This is a genomic window from Autumnicola psychrophila (genome assembly GCF_031846645.1).
In the GTDB taxonomy this organism is placed as follows: domain Bacteria; phylum Bacteroidota; class Bacteroidia; order Flavobacteriales; family Flavobacteriaceae; genus Autumnicola; species Autumnicola psychrophila.
On the sequence record NZ_JAVRHN010000016.1, the window covers coordinates 18,274 to 38,543 of the forward strand.

General features: G+C 40.0%; 15 protein-coding genes. 9 read left to right on the forward strand and 6 right to left on the reverse strand.

The window, feature by feature from the left end:
- Window position 1 precedes the first annotated feature (1 nt).
- Entirely contained in the window at window positions 2–1,594 is a 1,593-nt protein-coding gene (locus RM541_RS16310) for an ATP-dependent DNA ligase (RefSeq protein ID WP_311501199.1), read from the forward strand.
- Window positions 1,595–1,620: 26 nt separating this feature from the next.
- Window positions 1,621–4,089, forward strand: coding sequence for a ligase-associated DNA damage response DEXH box helicase (locus tag RM541_RS16315; RefSeq protein WP_311501200.1), 2,469 nt, complete (start codon window positions 1,621–1,623; stop codon window positions 4,087–4,089).
- On the opposite strand, the gene RM541_RS16320 is transcribed toward RM541_RS16315, so the two are convergent.
- On the reverse strand, window positions 4,090–4,596 hold the full coding sequence (locus tag RM541_RS16320; protein WP_311501201.1) for a DUF1440 domain-containing protein: 507 nt from the start codon (window positions 4,594–4,596) through the stop codon (window positions 4,090–4,092).
- Window positions 4,597–4,698: 102 nt separating this feature from the next.
- On the opposite strand from RM541_RS16320, the gene RM541_RS16325 reads away from it, so the two are divergent.
- On the forward strand, window positions 4,699–5,478 hold the full coding sequence (locus RM541_RS16325; RefSeq protein ID WP_311501202.1) for an amidohydrolase: 780 nt from the start codon (window positions 4,699–4,701) through the stop codon (window positions 5,476–5,478).
- On the opposite strand, the gene RM541_RS16330 is transcribed toward RM541_RS16325, so the two are convergent.
- On the reverse strand, window positions 5,465–7,078 hold the full coding sequence (locus RM541_RS16330; protein ID WP_311501203.1) for an Ig-like domain-containing domain: 1,614 nt from the start codon (window positions 7,076–7,078) through the stop codon (window positions 5,465–5,467). The two genes, RM541_RS16325 and RM541_RS16330, sit on opposite strands and share 14 nt — an antisense overlap.
- A gap of 55 nt (window positions 7,079–7,133) precedes the next feature.
- The gene (locus RM541_RS16335; protein ID WP_311501204.1) at window positions 7,134–7,814 is read right to left on the reverse strand and encodes a ComF family protein; all 681 of its coding nucleotides are present in this window, start codon (window positions 7,812–7,814) and stop codon (window positions 7,134–7,136) included.
- 60 nt (window positions 7,815–7,874) lie between these two features.
- On the opposite strand from RM541_RS16335, the gene RM541_RS16340 reads away from it, so the two are divergent.
- From RM541_RS16340 to RM541_RS16365, 6 genes are all read left to right on the forward strand, one after another.
- Complete coding sequence (locus tag RM541_RS16340) at window positions 7,875–8,759, forward strand: DUF8428 domain-containing protein (RefSeq protein WP_311501205.1); 885 nt, start codon at window positions 7,875–7,877, stop codon at window positions 8,757–8,759.
- Window positions 8,760–8,819: 60 nt separating this feature from the next.
- Window positions 8,820–10,358: a glycine--tRNA ligase gene (locus RM541_RS16345; RefSeq protein WP_311501206.1), complete on the forward strand. Its 1,539-nt coding sequence runs from the start codon at window positions 8,820–8,822 to the stop codon at window positions 10,356–10,358.
- Between the two features lie 191 nt (window positions 10,359–10,549).
- Window positions 10,550–13,516, forward strand: a complete 2,967-nt coding sequence (locus tag RM541_RS16350) for a GEVED domain-containing protein (RefSeq protein ID WP_311501207.1) — start codon at window positions 10,550–10,552, stop codon at window positions 13,514–13,516.
- Window positions 13,517–13,646: 130 nt separating this feature from the next.
- On the forward strand, window positions 13,647–14,408 hold the full coding sequence (locus tag RM541_RS16355) for an exodeoxyribonuclease III (protein WP_311501208.1): 762 nt from the start codon (window positions 13,647–13,649) through the stop codon (window positions 14,406–14,408).
- A 12-nt stretch (window positions 14,409–14,420) separates the two neighbouring features.
- Complete coding sequence (locus tag RM541_RS16360) at window positions 14,421–15,374, forward strand: OmpA/MotB family protein (RefSeq protein WP_311501209.1); 954 nt, start codon at window positions 14,421–14,423, stop codon at window positions 15,372–15,374.
- A gap of 142 nt (window positions 15,375–15,516) precedes the next feature.
- Window positions 15,517–16,548: an NADP(H)-dependent aldo-keto reductase gene (locus tag RM541_RS16365; protein ID WP_311501210.1), complete on the forward strand. Its 1,032-nt coding sequence runs from the start codon at window positions 15,517–15,519 to the stop codon at window positions 16,546–16,548.
- On the opposite strand, the gene RM541_RS16370 is transcribed toward RM541_RS16365, so the two are convergent.
- The 3 genes from RM541_RS16370 to RM541_RS16380 are packed head-to-tail and all read right to left on the reverse strand — an operon-like array spanning window position 16,545 to window position 20,252.
- Window positions 16,545–17,675: a peptidoglycan DD-metalloendopeptidase family protein gene (locus RM541_RS16370; RefSeq protein WP_311501211.1), complete on the reverse strand. Its 1,131-nt coding sequence runs from the start codon at window positions 17,673–17,675 to the stop codon at window positions 16,545–16,547. The genes RM541_RS16365 and RM541_RS16370 overlap by 4 nt on opposite strands.
- A gap of 43 nt (window positions 17,676–17,718) precedes the next feature.
- Window positions 17,719–19,083 (reverse strand): DNA repair protein RadA, encoded by a 1,365-nt coding sequence (gene radA, locus RM541_RS16375; RefSeq protein ID WP_311501212.1) that lies wholly within the window; start codon window positions 19,081–19,083, stop codon window positions 17,719–17,721.
- Window positions 19,084–19,103: 20 nt separating this feature from the next.
- Window positions 19,104–20,252, reverse strand: a complete 1,149-nt coding sequence (locus RM541_RS16380) for an alpha/beta hydrolase (protein ID WP_311501213.1) — start codon at window positions 20,250–20,252, stop codon at window positions 19,104–19,106.
- Between the last annotated feature and the right edge of the window lie 18 nt (window positions 20,253–20,270).

Genomic DNA, 20,270 nt, shown 5'->3' on the forward strand with positions numbered 1-20,270 from the left:
AATGAAATTATTTGCTGAACTTATAAAAAAACTGGATAGTACCAATAAAACCACGCTTAAGGTAGAGGCATTAACAGAGTACCTAAAAGCGGCTCCAGATAAAGACAAGGTTTGGGCTATTGCGATATTATCACATCGCAGACCACCACGTCCTGTTAATACCACACTTATGCGCAATTGGGCATCAGAATTGGCAAATATCCCTCTCTGGCTTTTTGAGGAATCTTATCATATCGTGGGAGATTTGGCTGAAACCATTGCTCTCGTTATTCCGCCGGCAGAGCAATCTTCAGAAAAAAGTCTGAGTCAGTATCTGCAGGAAATTATAGATCTAAAATCAAAGTCTGAAATTGATAAAAAGGAATATCTTTTTGCAAATTGGCTGGCTCTCAATTATTACGAACGCTTTGTTTTTACCAAGTTGATAACGGGAAGTTTCAGGATTGGAGTGAGTCAGAAGTTGATGACACGCGCATTATCCAAAGCCACAGAAATTGATGAAGATATTCTTGCCTATAAGTTAATGGGGAACTGGGGACCGGCCAATATCTCTTTTACAAAATTAATTCTTGAAGAAAATGAGGAAGATTACCTCTCAAAACCATATCCATTTTATCTCGCTTATGCCATAGAAGGCGAGCCTGGGGATCTCGGCGATGTTTCAGAATGGAGTGCAGAGCATAAATGGGATGGTATCCGTTCTCAGGCCATTGTTAGAAATGGTCAGTTGTTCGTGTGGAGCCGGGGTGAGGAACTGGTGACAGATAAATATCCCGAATTTGAAGCCCTTGTGGGAGTTATTCCGGATGGAACTGTTATAGATGCTGAAATCCTTCCTTTTCCTGAAGGTGAAATTGGAGCTTTTAATGATCTGCAGACACGGATTGGTAGAAAAACAGTATCTAAAAATCTACTGAAGAAGACACCGGTGATCTTGAAGGCTTACGATATTTTGGAGTGGGAAGGAAAGGATATACGAAAATTGCCATTTTCGGCACGTCGCCTTATTTTGGAAAAACTCTATGCTGAAGTTGCTTCGGAAGGTTTTCCGTTGCATTTATCTGAAACTATAAAATTTAATACCTGGGAAGAAGCTGCCGCCGAAAGAGAAAGAGCAAGGGAAGAAAAATCTGAAGGATTAATGCTAAAACGGCTTGATTCTCCATATTTAGTAGGTCGGAAAAAAGGAGATTGGTGGAAATGGAAGGTTGATCCCCTTACGATAGATGCTGTTCTTACTTACGCAATGCGCGGCCACGGGCGCAGGAGCAATCTTTTTACAGATTATACATTTGCGCTGTGGGACAGCGAAAAGGAAGAACTGGTAACTTTTGCAAAAGCCTATTCCGGGTTGACAGATGCAGAATTCAGGAAATTAGACGCATGGATCAAAAAAAATACGCTGGAAAGGTTTGGGCCGGTTCGCAGCGTTACTCCACATCACGTTTTTGAAATTGCTTTTGAAGGAATAGCAGAATCTAAAAGACATAAAAGCGGAGTTGCAACCAGATTTCCAAGAATGCTGCGGTGGCGGACCGATAAAAAGATTGAAGAAGCGAACACTCTGGAAGATCTGAAAGCTTTAATCCCCTGACCAACCGCCCCAGAAGGGTTAAGACTATGAATAGAAAGGAACTCTTAAATCTTGCAGAATCCTGGTTTTCCAAACAGAACTGGAAAGCTTTTCCATTTCAGAAGCAAACCTGGAATGCGTACCTTAAGGGCGAAAATGGGCTTTTAAACGCACCCACCGGGAGCGGAAAAACTTATGCGCTCTGGATTCCTATAGTCCTGGAATACATTAAAAACAATCCCGACTATAAAGAGAAGCACAAAAAAGGGCTAAAAGCGGTCTGGATAACTCCGCTACGTGCTCTTTCCGTAGAAATAGAACAGTCGGCACAACGTTTTGCTGAAGAAATGGGAACAAATTTCACTGTAGGCATTAGAACTGGTGACACTCCGCAAAAAATAAGGGCGGCACAAAAAAGGTCCATGCCAGATTTGCTCATTACCACCCCTGAAAGTCTTCAGTTGCTCCTTTCCTCAAAAAATTATGACAAAACCTTCAAAAATTTGAATGCTGTGGTTGTGGACGAGTGGCACGAATTGCTCGGTACAAAAAGAGGTGTGCAGGTAGAATTAGCCTTGTCCCGCTTAAAAACAATTTCCCAAAATCTCAAAATTTGGGGAATTTCAGCGACTATAGGAAACCTTCAGCAGGCAAGGGAGGTTTTGTTAGGACCGGAATCTGAAGCTTTTAAAAATTCAGTATTAATTAAAGCGAACCTGGATAAAAAGATCACGGTAAAATCTGTGATTCCGGAGAAAATGGAAAAATTTCCGTGGCGCGGACATTTGGGACTACACCTAATCGATGAGGTAGTACCAATTATCAAAAACTCACGTACTACGCTCCTTTTTACAAATACAAGATCACAATGTGAAATCTGGTTTCAGAAACTAATCAATAAATATCCCGAATTTGCAGGAGATGTGGCGATGCACCATGGGAGTATCAACAGGGAAACCCGGTTATGGGTCGAGCAGGCGATTAGAAATGAAAGTCTAAAGGCTGTGGTTTGTACTTCCAGCCTGGATTTGGGTGTAGATTTTGCTCCGGTGGAAACCATAGTGCAAATTGGAGGTCCCAAAGGAGTGGCGAGGTTCCTGCAAAGGGCGGGAAGGAGCGGCCACCAGCCGGGAAAGGAGAGTGTGATTTACTTTTTGCCTACGCATGCGATAGAGCTTATTGAGGCTTCAGCTTTGCAAAAGGCGGCTAAGAAGACAGCAGTGGAGGATCGTATTCCGTACCTGCTAAGTTATGATGTTTTGGTTCAGTATCTTACAACCCTTGCTGTTTCCGATGGTTTTTTTCCGAAGGATATTTATCCGGAAATAAAATCAACTTTTTGCTTTAACTCCATAACAGAAGAAGAGTGGCGCTGGATCCTCAATTTTGTTACCAAAGGAAGCCAGAGCCTGCAGGCTTATGATGAATACAAAAAAATTGAAATTGAAGAGGACGGGAAATTTAAAGTGAACGGTCGTGGGGTCGCCATGCGTCATCGTTTACAAATTGGGACAATTGTGAGCGATGCGATGTTGAGCGTGAAATACTTGACGGGCGGCTATATAGGAACGATTGAAGAGTGGTTTATTTCCAAACTCAATCCCGGTGATGTTTTTACTTTTGCGGGCAGGAACCTGGAGCTGGTACGGATAAAAAGCATGCAGGTACAGGTAAAGAAATCTACTAAAAAAACTTCTAAAATTCCCAGCTGGATGGGTGGCAGGATGACTTTTTCTGCACAGATGAGTGAATTACTACGGCAGGAAATGTATGAAGCTGGGGCTTCTGTCTCCCAGGGAACAAAGTCTTTAGAACTGAAAGCTTTAAAACCAATTCTGGAAAGACAGCAGAAAGAATCTATTGTGCCCGATAATGGTCAATTTCTGATAGAAACTTTTAAAACCAGGGAAGGCTTTCACGCTATATTTTATCCTTTTGAAGGACGGTTTGTTCATGAAGCACTGGCAAGTTTGCTCGCCTACAGAGTTAGCCTTTTATCGCCAATCTCATTCTCTATTGCCTATAATGATTATGGTTTTGAGCTCCTTTCTGATCAGCAAATGGATATGCAACAGGTATTAGATAACAATCTTTTTTCTGCGGAATTTTTAATGGATGATCTCTATAAAAGCTTAAATGCTACTGAAATGGCGCGTAGGAAATTCCGTGATATTGCTGTAATAGCAGGATTAGTCTTTACCGGTTACCCCAATAAAATGATTAAAAACAAGCACCTTCAATCCAGTTCGCAACTTCTTTTTAGCGTCTTCAGAGATTATGAGGACGATAATTTGCTTTTTAAGCAAGCCTTTAGGGAAACCTTTGAACATCAGTTGGAAGAAGGAAGGTTACGGATGGCATTAGAAAGAATAGCCTCTCAAGATATCATCTGGAAAAACTGTGAAAAGCCCACTCCGTTTTCTTTCCCGATTATCACAGACCGGCTTCGGGAAAAATTATCTTCAGAAAAAGTGGAAGACAGGATCAGGAAAATGCTGAAGCAGCTGGAGAAGTAGTTATTCTTTCAGCCGTTTATTTACGTAATCCCTCACCAATTCTGTAGTCACACCAAAAAGAACATGTGCAACAAGTTCATTAATCTGTATTCCTATGGGAATATTTTTCGGACTTTCTTCCAGTCCAAGTAAAGGTAGCGAAGTTTCGTGTGTAGAAGCCCATGTAGAACTTCCAAGAATGACACCATCCCTAATATTCAGTTTATCTTTTTTTCTTTTTCCATAGCCATAAGCTGCACCAATACTCACTCCAACCGGTATATTCACTAACTGCTCTGCCAGGGCCTCATTTTGCACGCTAACCGGACTCCCGGTTAATTTTGTAGAGAGATCATCCACAATTTTTATTTGCGCAGACCGGTGCTCGACCTTTCTCACTTTGAGAAATTTTTCGGCAAGAACTTTTACTGCTGTTCCTGCAAGCCCTCCAGCAACTCCTGCAATTATTCCACGGCTGGTGCTGGAAGTGAATGTATTTCTTTGAAAAAAAGAAGTATTGGAATTCATGTATAAGATTTTTAGACAAATAAAGCTATTTAATACAATACTTTTCTGCAATGATTTAACAGCGAATTAGGAGCGATTTTTTAAATTTTTATAACTTTACGTATGGCTCAAAGTTTAAATATAGCAATGCTTCAGGTTGATCTGAACTGGGAGCATCCGGAAAATAACCGTAGTCTTTTTAGTAAAGAAATTAAAGCGCTTTCAAAAAAAGTTGATCTGGTGATTCTGCCGGAAATGTTCACCACCGGTTTTAGTATGAATGCTGAAAAACTTGCTGAAGAAACCAACGGCTTAACCCTGCTCTGGATGAAAGAGTTAGCTCAGCGGCAAGATCTGGCTATCACCGGAAGTGTAATAATTACTGAAAATGGCAATTATTACAACAGGCTATATTTCGTTTATCCTGATGGATCTTATAAGACCTACGATAAAAGGCATACTTTCACCCTTGCTAAAGAGGATGAAACCTATACTGCGGGAAAGGACAGGCTTATAGTAGAATATAAGGGTTGGAGAATTTGTCCGTTGGTATGTTACGATCTTAGGTTTCCTGTATTTTCAAGAAATACTGTAGATTACGATTTGTTGATCTACGTGGCAAACTGGCCAGAGAAAAGAGTTGCAGCCTGGGATGCCCTGCTAAAAGCACGCGCTATAGAAAATATGAGTTATTGTTTAGGATTGAACCGCACAGGAATCGATGGTGAGGGCCATCGGTATAATGGGCATAGTGTGGTTTATGACTGCCTGGGTCAAAATTTGACGGAGTTGGATGTGGTAGAGCCATTTTCCAAAGAGGTGGAATTAGATTATAGCCACCTAACGCAAACAAGGGAAAAAATGAAGTTTTTGCTCGACAGAGATGAATTTACTCTAAAATAAAAAGCTCATTCGTATCCCAGTTTGCACGAATATCCAATGTGTCGGGGAAGTACTCTATTTGTTCAGGTTTTATTTTCTTCAGATAATTTCCAGTGTCCCATTTGTTGTTTTCGTTACGATCATAAATTATCCTCATAAAGTATTCGCCCGGATTTACATTTCCGAAGCTAACAACACTTTCTCCCGTGGAATATTTTTCCAATATAACTTCACCTTTAAGGTCTGTTAATTGAACAATGATGGGGTACTGTTCGACATTTTGTAGCCTGAAGGTGAGATTGCCAAATTCTGAAAATGCTTTTGTACTGACCCTCTGGGTTAAGGTGTCGTTTGTAGCTGCAAACATGTCTACCACTGTTCCGGGCAGAGCCATGACAGAGTACTTGCTGCTTTCTTCTTTTTCAAATGACACCCGTAACTCATTTTCCAATAAGTCCAATTCTGTTGAAAATGGTATAGCTATAGAATCCTGATTCATAATAGAAATAAAGCTGTCATTTTTCTCTACCAGAGGAGTGTTGGCTCTAAAAATTACTTCCTGATCAAAACCTATATTGCCGCTGGGCGTAACGCTCACGTTTAGTGAGTCTCTTTCCATCTCTGATATTCTGGCGATGAGCGTGTCCCTGCTTTTAGGACTAATAACTTCAAAATAAAGACTGTCTGTTTCTAATTGTGGTTCGTACCAGTAATAAAGGGAATCTGTTTTTCTGTCTTTTACAATGCGGGAAGAGAAATCATCCGGTTTTGGATTAAGAAGCGCTATTCTAACGCTGTCCAAATCTGTAACCCCTTCGTATCCAAATAAAATTTGCTGTCCTTTTAATTGCTTGGGACGCTGCACTTCAAATTCGAGCTCTTCTTTAAACAGCGTTATTTCGAAAGTAGAATCAGTAGGAATTGTAATGTGATTCTCAACAAAACCAATTTTTTCAGTTGCAGGATTAAATAAATAATTGTCATTATTATCAGTAATGGCGACCATCTTATAAGTACCCGCCTTTAGGTTTTCAAGCTGAAAATTATTAGTGCTATCCCGGGTATAGGTCACATAGCGCGGAGTTTGTTGATAAACCACAGAGTCTGAAAAGGTAGAATCCACCTCATACAGAAAAACGGAAATGAAATCTGCGGGTTTTTTAAGATAGGCGTCTTCCACTGTTCCACTAACTTCAAGTGAATCGATATAATCTCCTGTAGAAAAAACATACTTAAAATAATTTAATGGATTACCCTCATTATTATCTATAATGCTTTTTCCGAAGTTGATTGTATAGGTGGTATTTTCTTCGAGAGTGTCAAAAATTTCAATCTGTACATCTCTTCTTGCTGTGCCAAGAGGTAAAATGGCTGGCCGGGGACTCATGGGAGGGGAAATAATAACTTGTTGCTGCGGATTATTTAGTTTAATGTATTCATCAAAAAATATTCTAATTTCCTTTTTATTGAAGTTGGTGGTATAGTTCTCGGGGTTTGCTCGTATAAATTCTGGTGGATCCTCATCTTTTGGTCCACCTTCAGGCATTCCTTTTTTTGCACATTGTACCAATGTTAGCAGGAGTATAATAACCATTAAATAGCCCGGAATTCTATTTCTCATTTATTGAAGCTGATTTTGAGCAAAGAAACAATTATTTTAAGTTTTAACGCAAAATTCAATTTGTAATTGCCATTGTGGCGATACTCACCTTTACGCCTTCAATTTGCTGAATTTTTTCTATACAAGCTTCCAGTGTCGCACCTGTCGTAATTATGTCGTCCACAAGCAGTACGTGTTTGTTCCTGATTTTAGCTGAATTTTCTAAAAGAAATGTACCTTCCATGTTACCCCACCTCGAGAGTCTGTTCCGAAGTGCCTGAGTTTGGCCCGCAGATTTTTTAACCAGCACATCATCTACGTATCGCGCATCTAATTTTTCAGCAATTTTTCTGGCAAAACCTTCAACCTGATTAAAGCCCCGCGTTTTAAGTTTGTTTTTATGCAGGGGTACAGGAATAACAAAATCAACGCTCTGATAATTTTCAATTTCAGATAATTCTGTGCCTATCCATTCTCCAAGGAAAGCACTTATCTCTTCATGACCCCGGTATTTAAGATTATGAATTAAGGTTTGAACCATCCCTTTTTTTCTGAAGAAAAGAAGGGAAGTGGCATTTTCTACCTCTGCGCGTCCATGAAATACTTTTTTTGCGGGATTTTCGTTGTAAATGTGGTAATTTGTTACAGGTAACTCGTGCAAACACGGCGTGCAAACGATTTTTTCATTTTTGGCCAATTCTATGCTGCAGCAATTACAGACTCTGGGGTAGAAGAGGGAGACTAAATCGTGAAACATTTGTTAATGCATTGTGTTTTAATTTGTTAAAACATAAATTTACAAACTAAATTCATAAGTATGATGACCGAAAAGAAAAACAATACAGCATTAAAAATATTAACAGGGGTGCTGGCTGTGGCCTTGATCGCGTTGAGCATTTACACTATTAAATTTTATAATGAAGAGAAGGAAAATAAAGAAATCCTTCAGAATGAAAAGGCTGTTATAGAAAATGAACTTAATGACCTTATCATTAAATATGATGAAGCCATTGAAGAAAATGAAATAATGGACCAGAATATGGTGGAAGCGCGTGAGCGAATAACCAGGTTACTGGATTCTGTAAAAGATAATGAAGCTAATCTTGCCCTTATTTCCCGATACAGGAGAGAAATTGGAAATTTAAGAGCTGAAAAAGACAGGCTTTTCAGAGTGGTGGACAGTTTGAGTTCCCAAAATCAGCGTTTAACTACTGCAATGGATAGTACAAATGTAGTGCTTCAGGAACGCACGAGGTTATCTGATTCTTTGCAGGATACCAATCAAAATCTTTCTTCTAAAGTAGACCGTGCATCGAGATTACAAATCACCGGATTAACAGGAGAAGGTGTGATTGTGAGAAATAGCGGTAAGATTGTGGAGAACGACAGGACAAGGAGGATAGACCAGATAAGAACCTGCTTTACAATTTCTTCTAATGAACTGGCTGAAGCGGGAGAAAAAACCATAAATGTGCAGGTTTATAATCCCGAAAATGAACTTGTTGGAGATCAAATTGCTGTTCAGCATGAGGGCGGGGTAATGGTCTACAGCGCGAATTCCAAGGTGTATTACGAGAATGAAGAACTTGATGTTTGCGTTTTGGCTAACACCAGTGAAGAAAGGCTAATCGAAGGAGAATATAAAGTCTATGTATATTCTGATGCTTACCTTATTGGGACTTCTACTTTTAGCCTGAGATAATTTAAAACAAAAAAGAGGCCGTCTTGGTGTATATCAGGGCGGTTTTTTTATTTTTGTTCTATGGCAAAAAACGAAGATTTATTCAAGAATGTAATATCCCATGCTAAAGAGTATGGGTATATTTTTGCATCTAGCGAAATATATGATGGTTTAAGCGCTGTTTATGACTACGGTCAGAATGGTGCCGAATTAAAGAAAAACATCAAGGAATACTGGTGGAAAAGCATGGTGCAGATGCATCAGAACATAGTGGGAATAGACGCTGCAATTTTAATGCATCCCACTACCTGGAAGGCTTCAGGACATGTTGATGCTTTTAATGACCCCTTAATTGATAATAAAGATTCTAAGCGTCGCTACCGTGCAGATGTACTTGTAGAGGATTACGCTGAAAAGCTACTGCAAAAGGCACAAAAAGAAATAGACAAAGCAAAAAAACGCTTTGGAGACGATTTTGACGAGGAGCAGTTTACTTCTACCAATCCGCGTGTAAAAAGATACTTGGGTGATCGTAAAGAAATTCTGGAGCGTCTGGGAAGATCTTTAACAAATGAAGACCTTGCCGACGTAAAGTCGTTAATAGAAGAGCTTGAAATTGCGGATCCTGAGACTGGTTCTAAAAACTGGACAGATGTGAGGCAATTCAACCTTATGTTTGGAACAAAACTGGGTGCTTCAGCAGATTCTGCTACACAACTATACCTTAGGCCGGAGACTGCTCAGGGTATTTTTGTAAACTTTTCTAATGTGCAGAAAACCGGAAGGATGAAAATCCCTTTTGGAATTGCACAGATAGGAAAAGCTTTCAGAAATGAAATTGTTGCGAGACAATTCATTTTTAGAATGCGGGAATTTGAACAAATGGAGATGCAGTTCTTTGTGCGTCCGGGAGAAGAATTAAAATGGTATGAGCACTGGAAAGAGGTGCGCCTAAAATGGCATTTATCGCTTGGTCTGGGTGAGGAAAACTATCGTTTTCACGATCACGACAAACTTGCACATTACGCCAATGCGGCGGCAGATATAGAATTTGATTTTCCATTTGGCTTTAAGGAACTGGAAGGTGTTCATTCCAGAACCGACTTCGATTTAAAAGCTCACGAAGAACATTCTGGTAAAAAACTACGGTTTTATGATCCGGAACTTAAGGAAAATTACGTGCCTTACGTAATTGAAACTTCTATTGGGCTGGACAGGATGTTCCTTTCTGTGCTTGCAGCCTCTCTAAAAGAAGAAGACCTGGAAGATGGGAGTAGCAGGACAGTTTTAAAACTTCCGGCGGTGCTAGCACCTACAAAAGCAGCAATTTTGCCATTAGTGAAGAAGGATGGGTTGCCTGAACTTGCTCAGGAAATTTTTGATGAGCTAAAATGGGATTATAATATTCAGTTTGACGAAAAAGATGCGATTGGCCGCAGATACCGGCGCCAGGATGCTGCAGGAACGCCTCTTTGTATTACTATAGATCACGATTCCCTTGAAGATAAAATGGTGACAGTCAGGTTTAGGGATACCATGGAACAGAAGAGGGTCGAAATTTCGCAATTATCGGCAATTATAAAAAAAGAAACCGATTTTAGAAGCTGGATGGAAAGCTGATATGCTTTTTAAGCCTGCATCGGTACAAATTTAAATTGATAATTTAAAGCCTTAGCCGTTTTAGGAGTTTCTGGTAGAAGGGAATAAGAAGTGAGCAGGAAATTTCAGGATTATATTATTAACTTTAGAGCTTTTTCTTTCGTTGAAACGGCACACTATTTTCAACTTTTGAAGAAGCTATCTTACTTACCATGAAAAACCTACTATACTTCTTATTTTTTGCTGTCTTTCTTTTTCATCCTGATGCAGTAGCACAAACTAATGAATCTTCCGGTCCGGTTTACGTAGATTCCGCACGGGCTGTAGCTTCAGGAGCACTTTCTAAGGGTAAACTAGTAGCTCCTTCTTCAGAATTTAAAATTTATAATCCACGTAACCGCGGAATAAACAAGGTAGTACCGGGAAAAGGGCTTCCGAAAACTACAGACCCTGCATTGCAGCGAAAAGTGGGAGAGGTGCCTTCAAAAGCACCAATATTGTCCTATGAGGCTGTAAGTTCTCGCTCCACACCTACAGATCCTACTGGTTTTGTGGGGCCAAATCACTACATTAACGCCTGGAATTCGGCATTTGCAATCTGGGACAAGGAGGGAAATCAATTAATGCCACCCGCTTCTTTGGCGAGCATAGGAGGCGAATTTACCGGCGAAACCCTTGGTGATCCTATTGTAGTTTACGATGAGTTCGCAGATCGTTATTTAATAAGTCAGTTTAGTGATACCCCTGAAAGTTTTCTTATAGCCGTTTCACGTGGTCCGGATCCCTTAAACGATGGTTGGTTTACATACAGGTTTACCACTAATGGAGTGTTGCCCGATTACCCGAAGATTTCCATTTGGGGTGATGGTTATTATATTACTACTAACAAAAATGCAAATACTGCAGGTCAAAGCCAGGTGATTTACGTAGTGGAGCGGGACAAAATGCTTCAGGGAGAAACAGCCGGAATTTTGGCTTTTCCTTTACCTGGAATCCGTACTAACGGATTTTATAGCCCCGCAGGATTTCATGCAATAGGTGATATTGCACCTCCGCGCGGAAATTCCCCAATTGTTTTTATGCAGGATGATGCCTGGGCAGGTGTTATAGAGGATCATTTAAAGATTTGGCTGGTAAATGTCGATTGGAACAACCCTGATTCCTCTGTTATTTCAGAATCACAGCGACTTGGGCAGGCAGATGGAGTTTCACCCTTTATGGCGACTTTTGATGGTGGTTCCTTCAGCAACCTTTCACAGCCAGGTGATGCACCTGAAATTGATGCCCTCCAGGCGACGATGATGTATATGACGCAGTATAGGCGCTTCGAAACCCACACCTCTGTTGTAATGAATTTTGTTGTAGACGTAGATCCTACTGCTGCAGAACATGCCGGTATAAGATGGTATGAGCTTAGGCAAATGGCTAATCAGGAATTTTGGACAGTATATCAGGAAGGAACTTACGCACCGGATAAAAGTGACAGGTTTAGCGGAAGCATAGGTATAGATAACCAGGGAAATATTGGTCTGGGATTTACTATTCTAGATGATAGCCCTGAAACGCCAATTTTCCCATCAATAAGATACACAGGGAGGTATGCAGGTGATGATTTAGGAATAATGACTCTTGAAGAGCAGACAATAGTAGAAGGAGAAGATCCCGATCCTAATAGCAGGTATGGAGATTATGCACATCTTTCTGTAGACCCGGCAGATGATCTCACGTTTTGGCATAATGCTGAATATTTTGAAGGAATAAATCGTAAAAACAGGGTAGGTGTTTTTAGAATAGCAGCCGATAATGGGAATGATGTAGGCGCCATTGCACGTGTAACACCACAGGATGCCACATTGGGTACTGCGGAAGAAATTATGGTAAGGATAAGGAATTTTGGTTCTAATGCACAATCTGGCTTTCCTGTTAGTTATACAGTAAATGGAGGGGAAACAGTTACTGAAACTTTTACTGAAAGCATACCAGCAACCCAGTCTTTAGACTTTACCTTCTCGCAGCCTGCAGATTTCTCTGAAATAGGAGAGATCTATGAAGTAGTTTTTAGCACCGGGCTTAATAATGATCAGAATACTGAAAATGACACTTTTGTAGCTCAAATTAAAAACCTGCCGCCCCGGGACGTGGGTGTGACGTCTATAGACGTTCCTGTGACAGGGCAAAATTTAACACCTTCAGAGGTGGTTACCATAACGCTGGAGAATTTTGGTGGTGAGCCGCAATCTGATTTTCCAGTGTCTTACCAGGTTGGAAACAATATTCCGGTATTAGAAGTGTTTCCGGGAACTGTAGAAGTGGGAGAGAATGAGGTGTATACCTTCAATCAAAAAGCAGATCTTAGTCCGTCGGGAAGTTATAGGATAATTGCCAGAACACATCTTGAGGATGATTTTAATCCTACTAATGATCCCGAGACAAAATCAATAGCTAATCTTAATTGTATTCCTGAAGGATCAGATTGTTCTTTTGGTGACGGAATTTTTTATTTTGAATTAGAAGAAATTTTAAATGAACGCATACCTTGTGGAGATGGCTACATAGACTTTATTGGCTCCTCTGCCACTCTAGATCGCTCGCAAGGCACCTTTACAGTAACCGTAAAGTCTCTGTTTGCAGAGGAGGAAAAGGAACGTTTTTCTATGTGGATTGATCTTAATGACGACGCAGTCTTTGATGATGATGAACTGTTAATCAGTTCAAGAGTGATTCCACAGCCCAATACGGCCCTTTCTGTAGAGTTTTCTATTCCTGAAAATGCTCCTTTGGGAGAACATCTTTTAAGGATACGGGCGGGGGACACCAGCTTTGAGGGCGATCATAATGATCCCTGTGATGTAATGGATTACGGCACAACCCACGATTACTCCGTAAATGTGACTGATAGTACCCTAAATATTGAAGATTTTATACTTAATGAAGCGGAATTGCTTGTGGTAAGCAATCCCGATGGAACATATCGTGTAGCCATTGAGACAGATTATGATGAGACACTCAGGATTACTGTTCATGATATGCTGGGACAAAAGCTTCTGGAAAATAAAATTGAGAATAATGGTTATGGCTATGTGTATGATCTCGATATGTCTTATGCCGCAACTGGAGTTTATCTCGTTCGGGTAGGGACAAGAGAATTTGGAAAAGTAAAGCGCTTTATAGTTAAATAGAGGAAAGTAGGAGGCTGCTTTTTATGCTTAGATTTTGGAAAAATCTCATTGAAGTGCTGCTTTGAAACTATATATCTGGAATATGTGGATGTTTCAGATGTATTTAATTTGAAAAATCACAACAACATAAATGCGTATAATTTCTTATAATGTTAATGGTATTAGGGCCGCAATTAGGAAAGGATTTCTGGAATGGCTGCAGCAGGCTAATCCAGATGTTGTTTGTCTTCAGGAAATAAAAGCCAGTCCTGATCAACTCAACTTAGAAGATTTTGAAGAGGCGGGTTATCCTTATCACTATTGGTATCCTGCGCAAAAAAAGGGCTATAGCGGAGTAGCTGTTCTTAGTAAAATAAAACCGATTCATGTGGAATATGGGACGGGTGTGGATTATATGGATTTTGAAGGGCGCAACCTTCGGGTCGATTTTGAAGATTTTTCAGTAATGAGTCTTTACCTCCCTTCAGGAACAAATATTAAGAGGCTTGAGCATAAGTTTCAGTATATGGAAGATTTTCAGCAGTATGTAAATAAGCTAAAGCTGGAAATACCAAACCTTATTATTTGCGGTGATTATAATATTTGCCATGAAGCCATAGATATCCATGATCCTGTTCGACTAAAGAATGTTTCAGGATTTCTTCCGGAAGAAAGGGAATGGATTAATAATTTTATGAAAAGCGGGTTCATAGATTCTTTCCGGTACTTTAATGAAGAAGGGGATAATTATTCCTGGTGGAGCTATCGTGCAAATGCCAGGAACAACAACAAAGGTTGGCGTATAGATTATAATCTCGTTTCAAAAACCTTACAAGAAAAAATGAAACGTGCCGTTATATTACCAGAGGCATATCATAGCGATCACTGCCCTGTTTTAATTGAATTGGAATAAATTTCTATAGAAATGATCAGGAAAATTTTCTTTTTTGCAGCAGCAATAACTTTAATGTTAAGTTCGTGCGTCTCTTCTAAAAAATATAGAGAACTTGAGAACCAGCATGCCGACTTAAAACGTGAAAACCGTGAAATGTCTACTGATCTGGAGCGGTATAGAAAGATGGAAGCAGAATATAATTCACTGCAGGAAGAGCACACGGCTTTAACTGCAGAGCGCAATAATTTAGCTGAAAATCTCTCCTCACTCCAATCGAAGTACGAAAACTTGAAAAATTCGTATGACGCTTTGGAGCAGAACAGTTCTGCTGCTATAGCCGAAAATTCGAGGCAAAACCGGGAATTACTGGCACAATTGGAAGAAAAGGAAAACGCCCTGGCAGCAGAACAGACAAGACTGGAAAAGCTTCAGAAGGACTTGCAGGCAAGGTCTAATCGCATAAACGAACTGGAAGGTCTTATTGCTGCAAAAGATGCTAAAATGAATGCTTTAAAAGAAGCTATTTCCAAGGCCCTCACCAATTTTGAAGGAAAGGGACTTACCGTAGAGCAGCGCGATGGAAAAGTCTATGTTTCTATGGAAAATAAGTTACTTTTTGGTTCCGGAAGTTGGGCAGTAAACTCTGAAGGAAGAAGAGCTGTACAACAATTGGGAGAAGTACTGGCTCAAAATCCTGATATTGCCGTACTAATAGAAGGACATACCGATAATGTGCCTTATGGGGGCAGCGGTCCTTTAACCGACAACTGGGATCTTTCTACCAAGCGTGCAACGTCTATTGTGCAGATTTTAAAGGAGAACAGTAATATTGATCCGCAGAACCTCACTGCTGCCGGAAGAGGCGAATTTGCCCCGGTTGCGAGCAATGAAACTGCTGAAGGAAGAGCTAAAAACCGCAGGATTGAAGTTATCCTTACTCCTAAACTGGATGAGGTAACTAGACTATTAAATGAAACTGAATAAGGAAACCGCTTAAAGGAAAGAATAATCGAAAATTTGCTGTAATTTTTTTCTGAAGCTGTAAAACTTCCGAAGAAATTAGAGCTGTACAGCTGGATTTAAGATATTTGGGGTACAGAGTAAATCATTTTCAGAAAAATAATCAATGAAATATACAATTTTACCAAATACTGATATTAAAATCAGTAAAATATGCCTGGGCACTATGACCTGGGGAGAGCAGAATACAGAAGCTGAAGGCCACGAACAAATAGAATATGCCCTGGAGCAGGGAGTAAATTTTCTTGATGCTGCAGAGATGTACCCGGTTCCTGCAAATGCAGAAACCCAGGGGAGAACTGAAGAAATTATTGGGAGTTGGCTTAAAATGTCGGGGAGAAGAGAGGATGTAGTTCTTACTTCAAAAGTAGCGGGCCCTGGTGAAATGGTTGCTCATATCCGTCCCGAATTAGGTTACCACAGGGAAGCTGTGGAAGAGGCCGTGAATAATAGTCTAAAACGACTGCAGACAGATTATATAGACCTCTATCAGTTACACTGGCCGGAACGACAATCTAATTTCTTCGGGAAGAAGGGTTATACCCACGAAGAGGAAGAGTGGGAAGATAATTTTAAAGAAGTTCTGGAAATTCTTGATAGCATGATCAAAGCCGGAAAAATCAGGCATATTGGGTTGTCCAATGAGACACCCTTTGGATTGATGCGATTTTTGGAGGAAAGTAAAAGTGGTTTACCAAAGATGGTGAGTGTGCAAAACCCTTATAATCTTTTAAACCGGAAGGATGAAATTGGACTTACCGAAATACTTCATCGCAAAAATGTAGGATACCTGCCTTACTCTCCATTGGGAATGGGAACCTTAACCGGGAAATATCTTAACGGAATTAAAGAGAACACGAGGTTAGGGTTATTTCCGCAGTACAAGAGATATTCAGGGGAGCAGGCGGTAAAAGCTACGAAAGCCTATAACGACATTGCCAAAAAGCACGATATCAGCCTTACCCATATGGCGTTGGCATTTATCAATCAGCAGCCGTTTGTTACCAGTAATATTATTGGTGCGACAACTCTAGATCAACTAAGTGAGAATATAGAAAGTATTAACGTAAACCTTTCAGAAGAGATTCTAAAGGAGATAGAAGAGGTTCATAAAGCGATACCAAATCCTGCACCTTAGATAGGTTTCACAAGACTTTGATGAATAAAGGAAGCCTTATTTTCCCGTGTTCTTATGTGGTACCAGTCTCTGGACTTTCCTAGAATCTGAAGGGTGTCCTGAGCTTTAGAAGAACCTATAATCTTTGAACCCGAAGTTGTTGGTTTGTTTCTAAGGTTTGCCGTAACTGCTTTAGTAAGTATTTTATGCGGAATGTTGTCTTCCACCTCGTCCAGGTTTAATGGCTCTGGCATAAATACGAAATTCAAAGGGTTTATAGCACCCTGAAAATTCTTATAAATCCCAAAATGGAGGTGTGGGGGAGTGGTTCTCGCATTTCCGGTATTTCCTACAAATCCTAAAGTGTCTCCCACTTTTACCCTTCCGGAAACAGGATTAATACTATCAAGATGTGCGTAATATAGAGACTGACCCCTGCGGCTGTCCCTCAACCAAACCTGTTTTCCGCCAAGGCCTTTTTCTCCGGTATAAGTAATGCGACCAGAAGTGGCTGCCACAACAGGAGTTCCTCGTTCTGCAAAGATATCAATCCCTTCATGACTTCTTGCCCCTCCATCCCGCTGGGCTCCCCAGAAGCTCTGTACCGCTGAGTTGCTATAGGATGCGACGGGGAAAAGGTAAACCGGACTCTTTATCATCTTCAGTAAAAAAGGAGAATTTCCCTCAATAGCGGGTTGAATTACAACTTTATATTTTCCTTCTTTTTCAGCTTCAAAAGCAAAATGTTTTGCACCAAACTCTGCGCTTTCAACTTTGGTGAAGGGATTTAAAGAATCTTCGGTTCTCTTAAAAACATCAATAAAAACCAGTTCTTTTAGAGAATCGGTTTCAATTTCAAGATTAAAAAGCTCCCCTGGATTTAATTCTATTTCATAGGAGTACACAGGAAAAATACGAGGCAGAAATTTGCCTTTTTCGGCATATGGCAGTTCTACCTGGATACTGTCATTTAAGGCGATTTCCACCTGATTTTTCCATTTAGTAAAAAGACTATCAGAAAGATTAAAATCCCTCTTGTATACCTCTTTTGCTGTAGGATTTGTGATGTAATCTGAAGCTTTATTCAGCTGAGAGCAGCCCGAAAGAATTACTGCCGATAATATCAATAATAATCTTGTTAATCGCATATAATTATTTTTCAGCAGCTTAACTTCATTAACTGTGCCATTTTTATTCAAATAAATGACTTACAACATCTTCAATTTTTGCTAATTTAATAATTTGGATATTATAATTATTCTTTGGAACCTTACTTTGTTTCGAAATTAAGATTTTTCCAAAACCTAGTTTTTCGGCTTCTGTTATTCTTTGTTCAATGCGGGTTACCGGCCGTATTTCTCCTGCCAGCCCTACTTCTGCAGCAAAACAGACATCTTTTTCCACAGGAATATCTTCATTGGAGGATAATATAGCTGCGACCACTGCAAGATCTATGGCAGGATCATCCACGGAAATTCCTCCGGTAATATTCAAGAATACATCTTTGGCACCCAGTTTAAATCCTGCACGTTTTTCCAGTACTGCAAGAATCATATTGAGTCTTTTGGCATTATAACCCGTATTAGAACGTTGGGGCGTTCCATAAACCGCGGTGCTCACCAGCGCCTGAATTTCTATCATTAAAGGCCGCATTCCCTCGAGAGTTGCGGCAATGGCGGTACCGCTAAGATCCTCGTCATTTTTAGAAATAAGTATTTCCGATGGATTGCTTACTTCTCTTAGTCCGCTGCCCTGCATTTCATAAATACCTAGCTCGTGCGTAGAGCCAAACCGGTTTTTGTGAGCCCTTAAAATTCTGTATACGTGATTGCGATCACCTTCAAACTGAAGGACCGTATCTACCATATGCTCCAGTACTTTTGGACCGGCAATACTTCCTTCTTTGGTAATATGGCCAATTAAAATAACCGGAACTCCGCTCTCCTTGGCAAATTTTATAAGTTCAGCAGTGCATTCCCTGATCTGAGAAATACTACCCGGGGAACTTTCAATATAATCACTGTGAAGGGTTTGTATAGAGTCAATAATAACCACTTCAGGAGATATAGCTTCGATTTGCCGGAATATGTTCTGCGTTTTAGTCTCGGTAAGAATGTAGCAGTTGGCAGGATTTGGATCTATACGTTCTGCCCGCATTTTAATTTGCTGCTGACTTTCTTCTCCGGAAACGTATAACACTTTATACTTCAACTGAAGTGATATTTGCAATAAGAGCGTACTCTTTCCAATCCCGGGTTCGCCTCCTAAAAGTGTAAGTGATCCGGGAACAAGACCTCCGCCCAATACCCGGTCCAGCTCATTATTACCCGTTTTCCACCTGTTTTGAGGAGCATTTTCTATTTCGGCAATTTTCAAAGGCCTGGAAATTCTCTTTGCCTCCTTTGAAGCAGGGGATTTCCAGTCTTTAGGATCGGGTTTCTGAACAACTTCTTCTACAATCGTGTTCCATTCGTTGCACGCGGTACATCTGCCCTGCCACTTAGAATATTGTGCTCCACAATTCTGGCAATAGAATGTGGTCTTTACTTTTGCCATTTATTTTTTATGATTTATTTCTAATAACCGAAATCTCTTTTAATTGCATTAGCTTTTTCCAGCATAAAATCAACATCTAAAAAAGCAATTTTCTCCTGCCCATAAGAATTTTGATAAGCTTTCATTGCTTTCTTTGGATTACCGGTTTCTTCGTGATATCGTGCTTCAAAATAGGTGCTAAGCATTGTCTTCGGGAAATGATCGTTTGCAAGTTTGCTAAGTTCCTCATATTCATCCCATCTCCTGGTTTTCTCTATAGCCTGATGAATGGCAAGGAAATCGTTTAGCCTTATTCGTTTCTCAATTCCATAAAGATTGTAAATAGATTCATACTTTTCGATAAGGTATTCGGTTGGAGATACAGAAGTCTGTAGTAAAACTTCATTATACTCTTTTTGGGAAATAGGGCTGTAAACTTCAAACATACTTTCTATTGCAACAGGGATAGCCCTTCCTACAAGGGAGTAATGACTGGCATTATCAAAATTATTAAAGGTGTAAGAAACCAGGTCATTATCAAGACCTATTAATTGATTGTCCAGAGCCAAAATATTTTCTTTTAACTGGCTGATGTCGTCGCTTCCTGTCGCTAAGTAATACCATTTTTTATTTTCGCTTCTGGATAGTGCATTCGTTATTCTTTTTGCCATTTCAGGGGCAAGATCAGGGCTAAGATTCACATATCCCTCAAAAATCTGTTCAGGTTTAAGTAAGTAGTAGTTCAGGAAATTCGCAGTAAGATCATGGCCGACAATAATTTGAAAAGGTGCTGTCCTGTATTTTTGATCAACACTTTTTAAAAGCTCCATTCCCAGAAATTCAAAAAATTCAGCCCCTTTTTCTGAGGGTAGAAAACGCTGGTTGTCGTAATTCACGTCTTTATTTCGTGATTCGAACTGATTAATGCCCACCACAATCATTTCAGGAATATCTTCCCAATATGAATAATAATCCACAATTCCAGCTACAGGTTCAAAAAGGTAATCACCATCCAGAACCATAACTACCGGATAATATTTCTCCTTGTTCTCCTCGTAATTGCGGGGTAGCTGAATTTTGATTTCACGCGTTTCCTTCAATTTTGCAGAGGAAACCGTTTCATAAATAATTTGTGCGGAACTGATCATGGGGCATATCAGTACCACTAGCATAAGTAGTTTTTTCATCATAGGTTAAAGATAGATTAC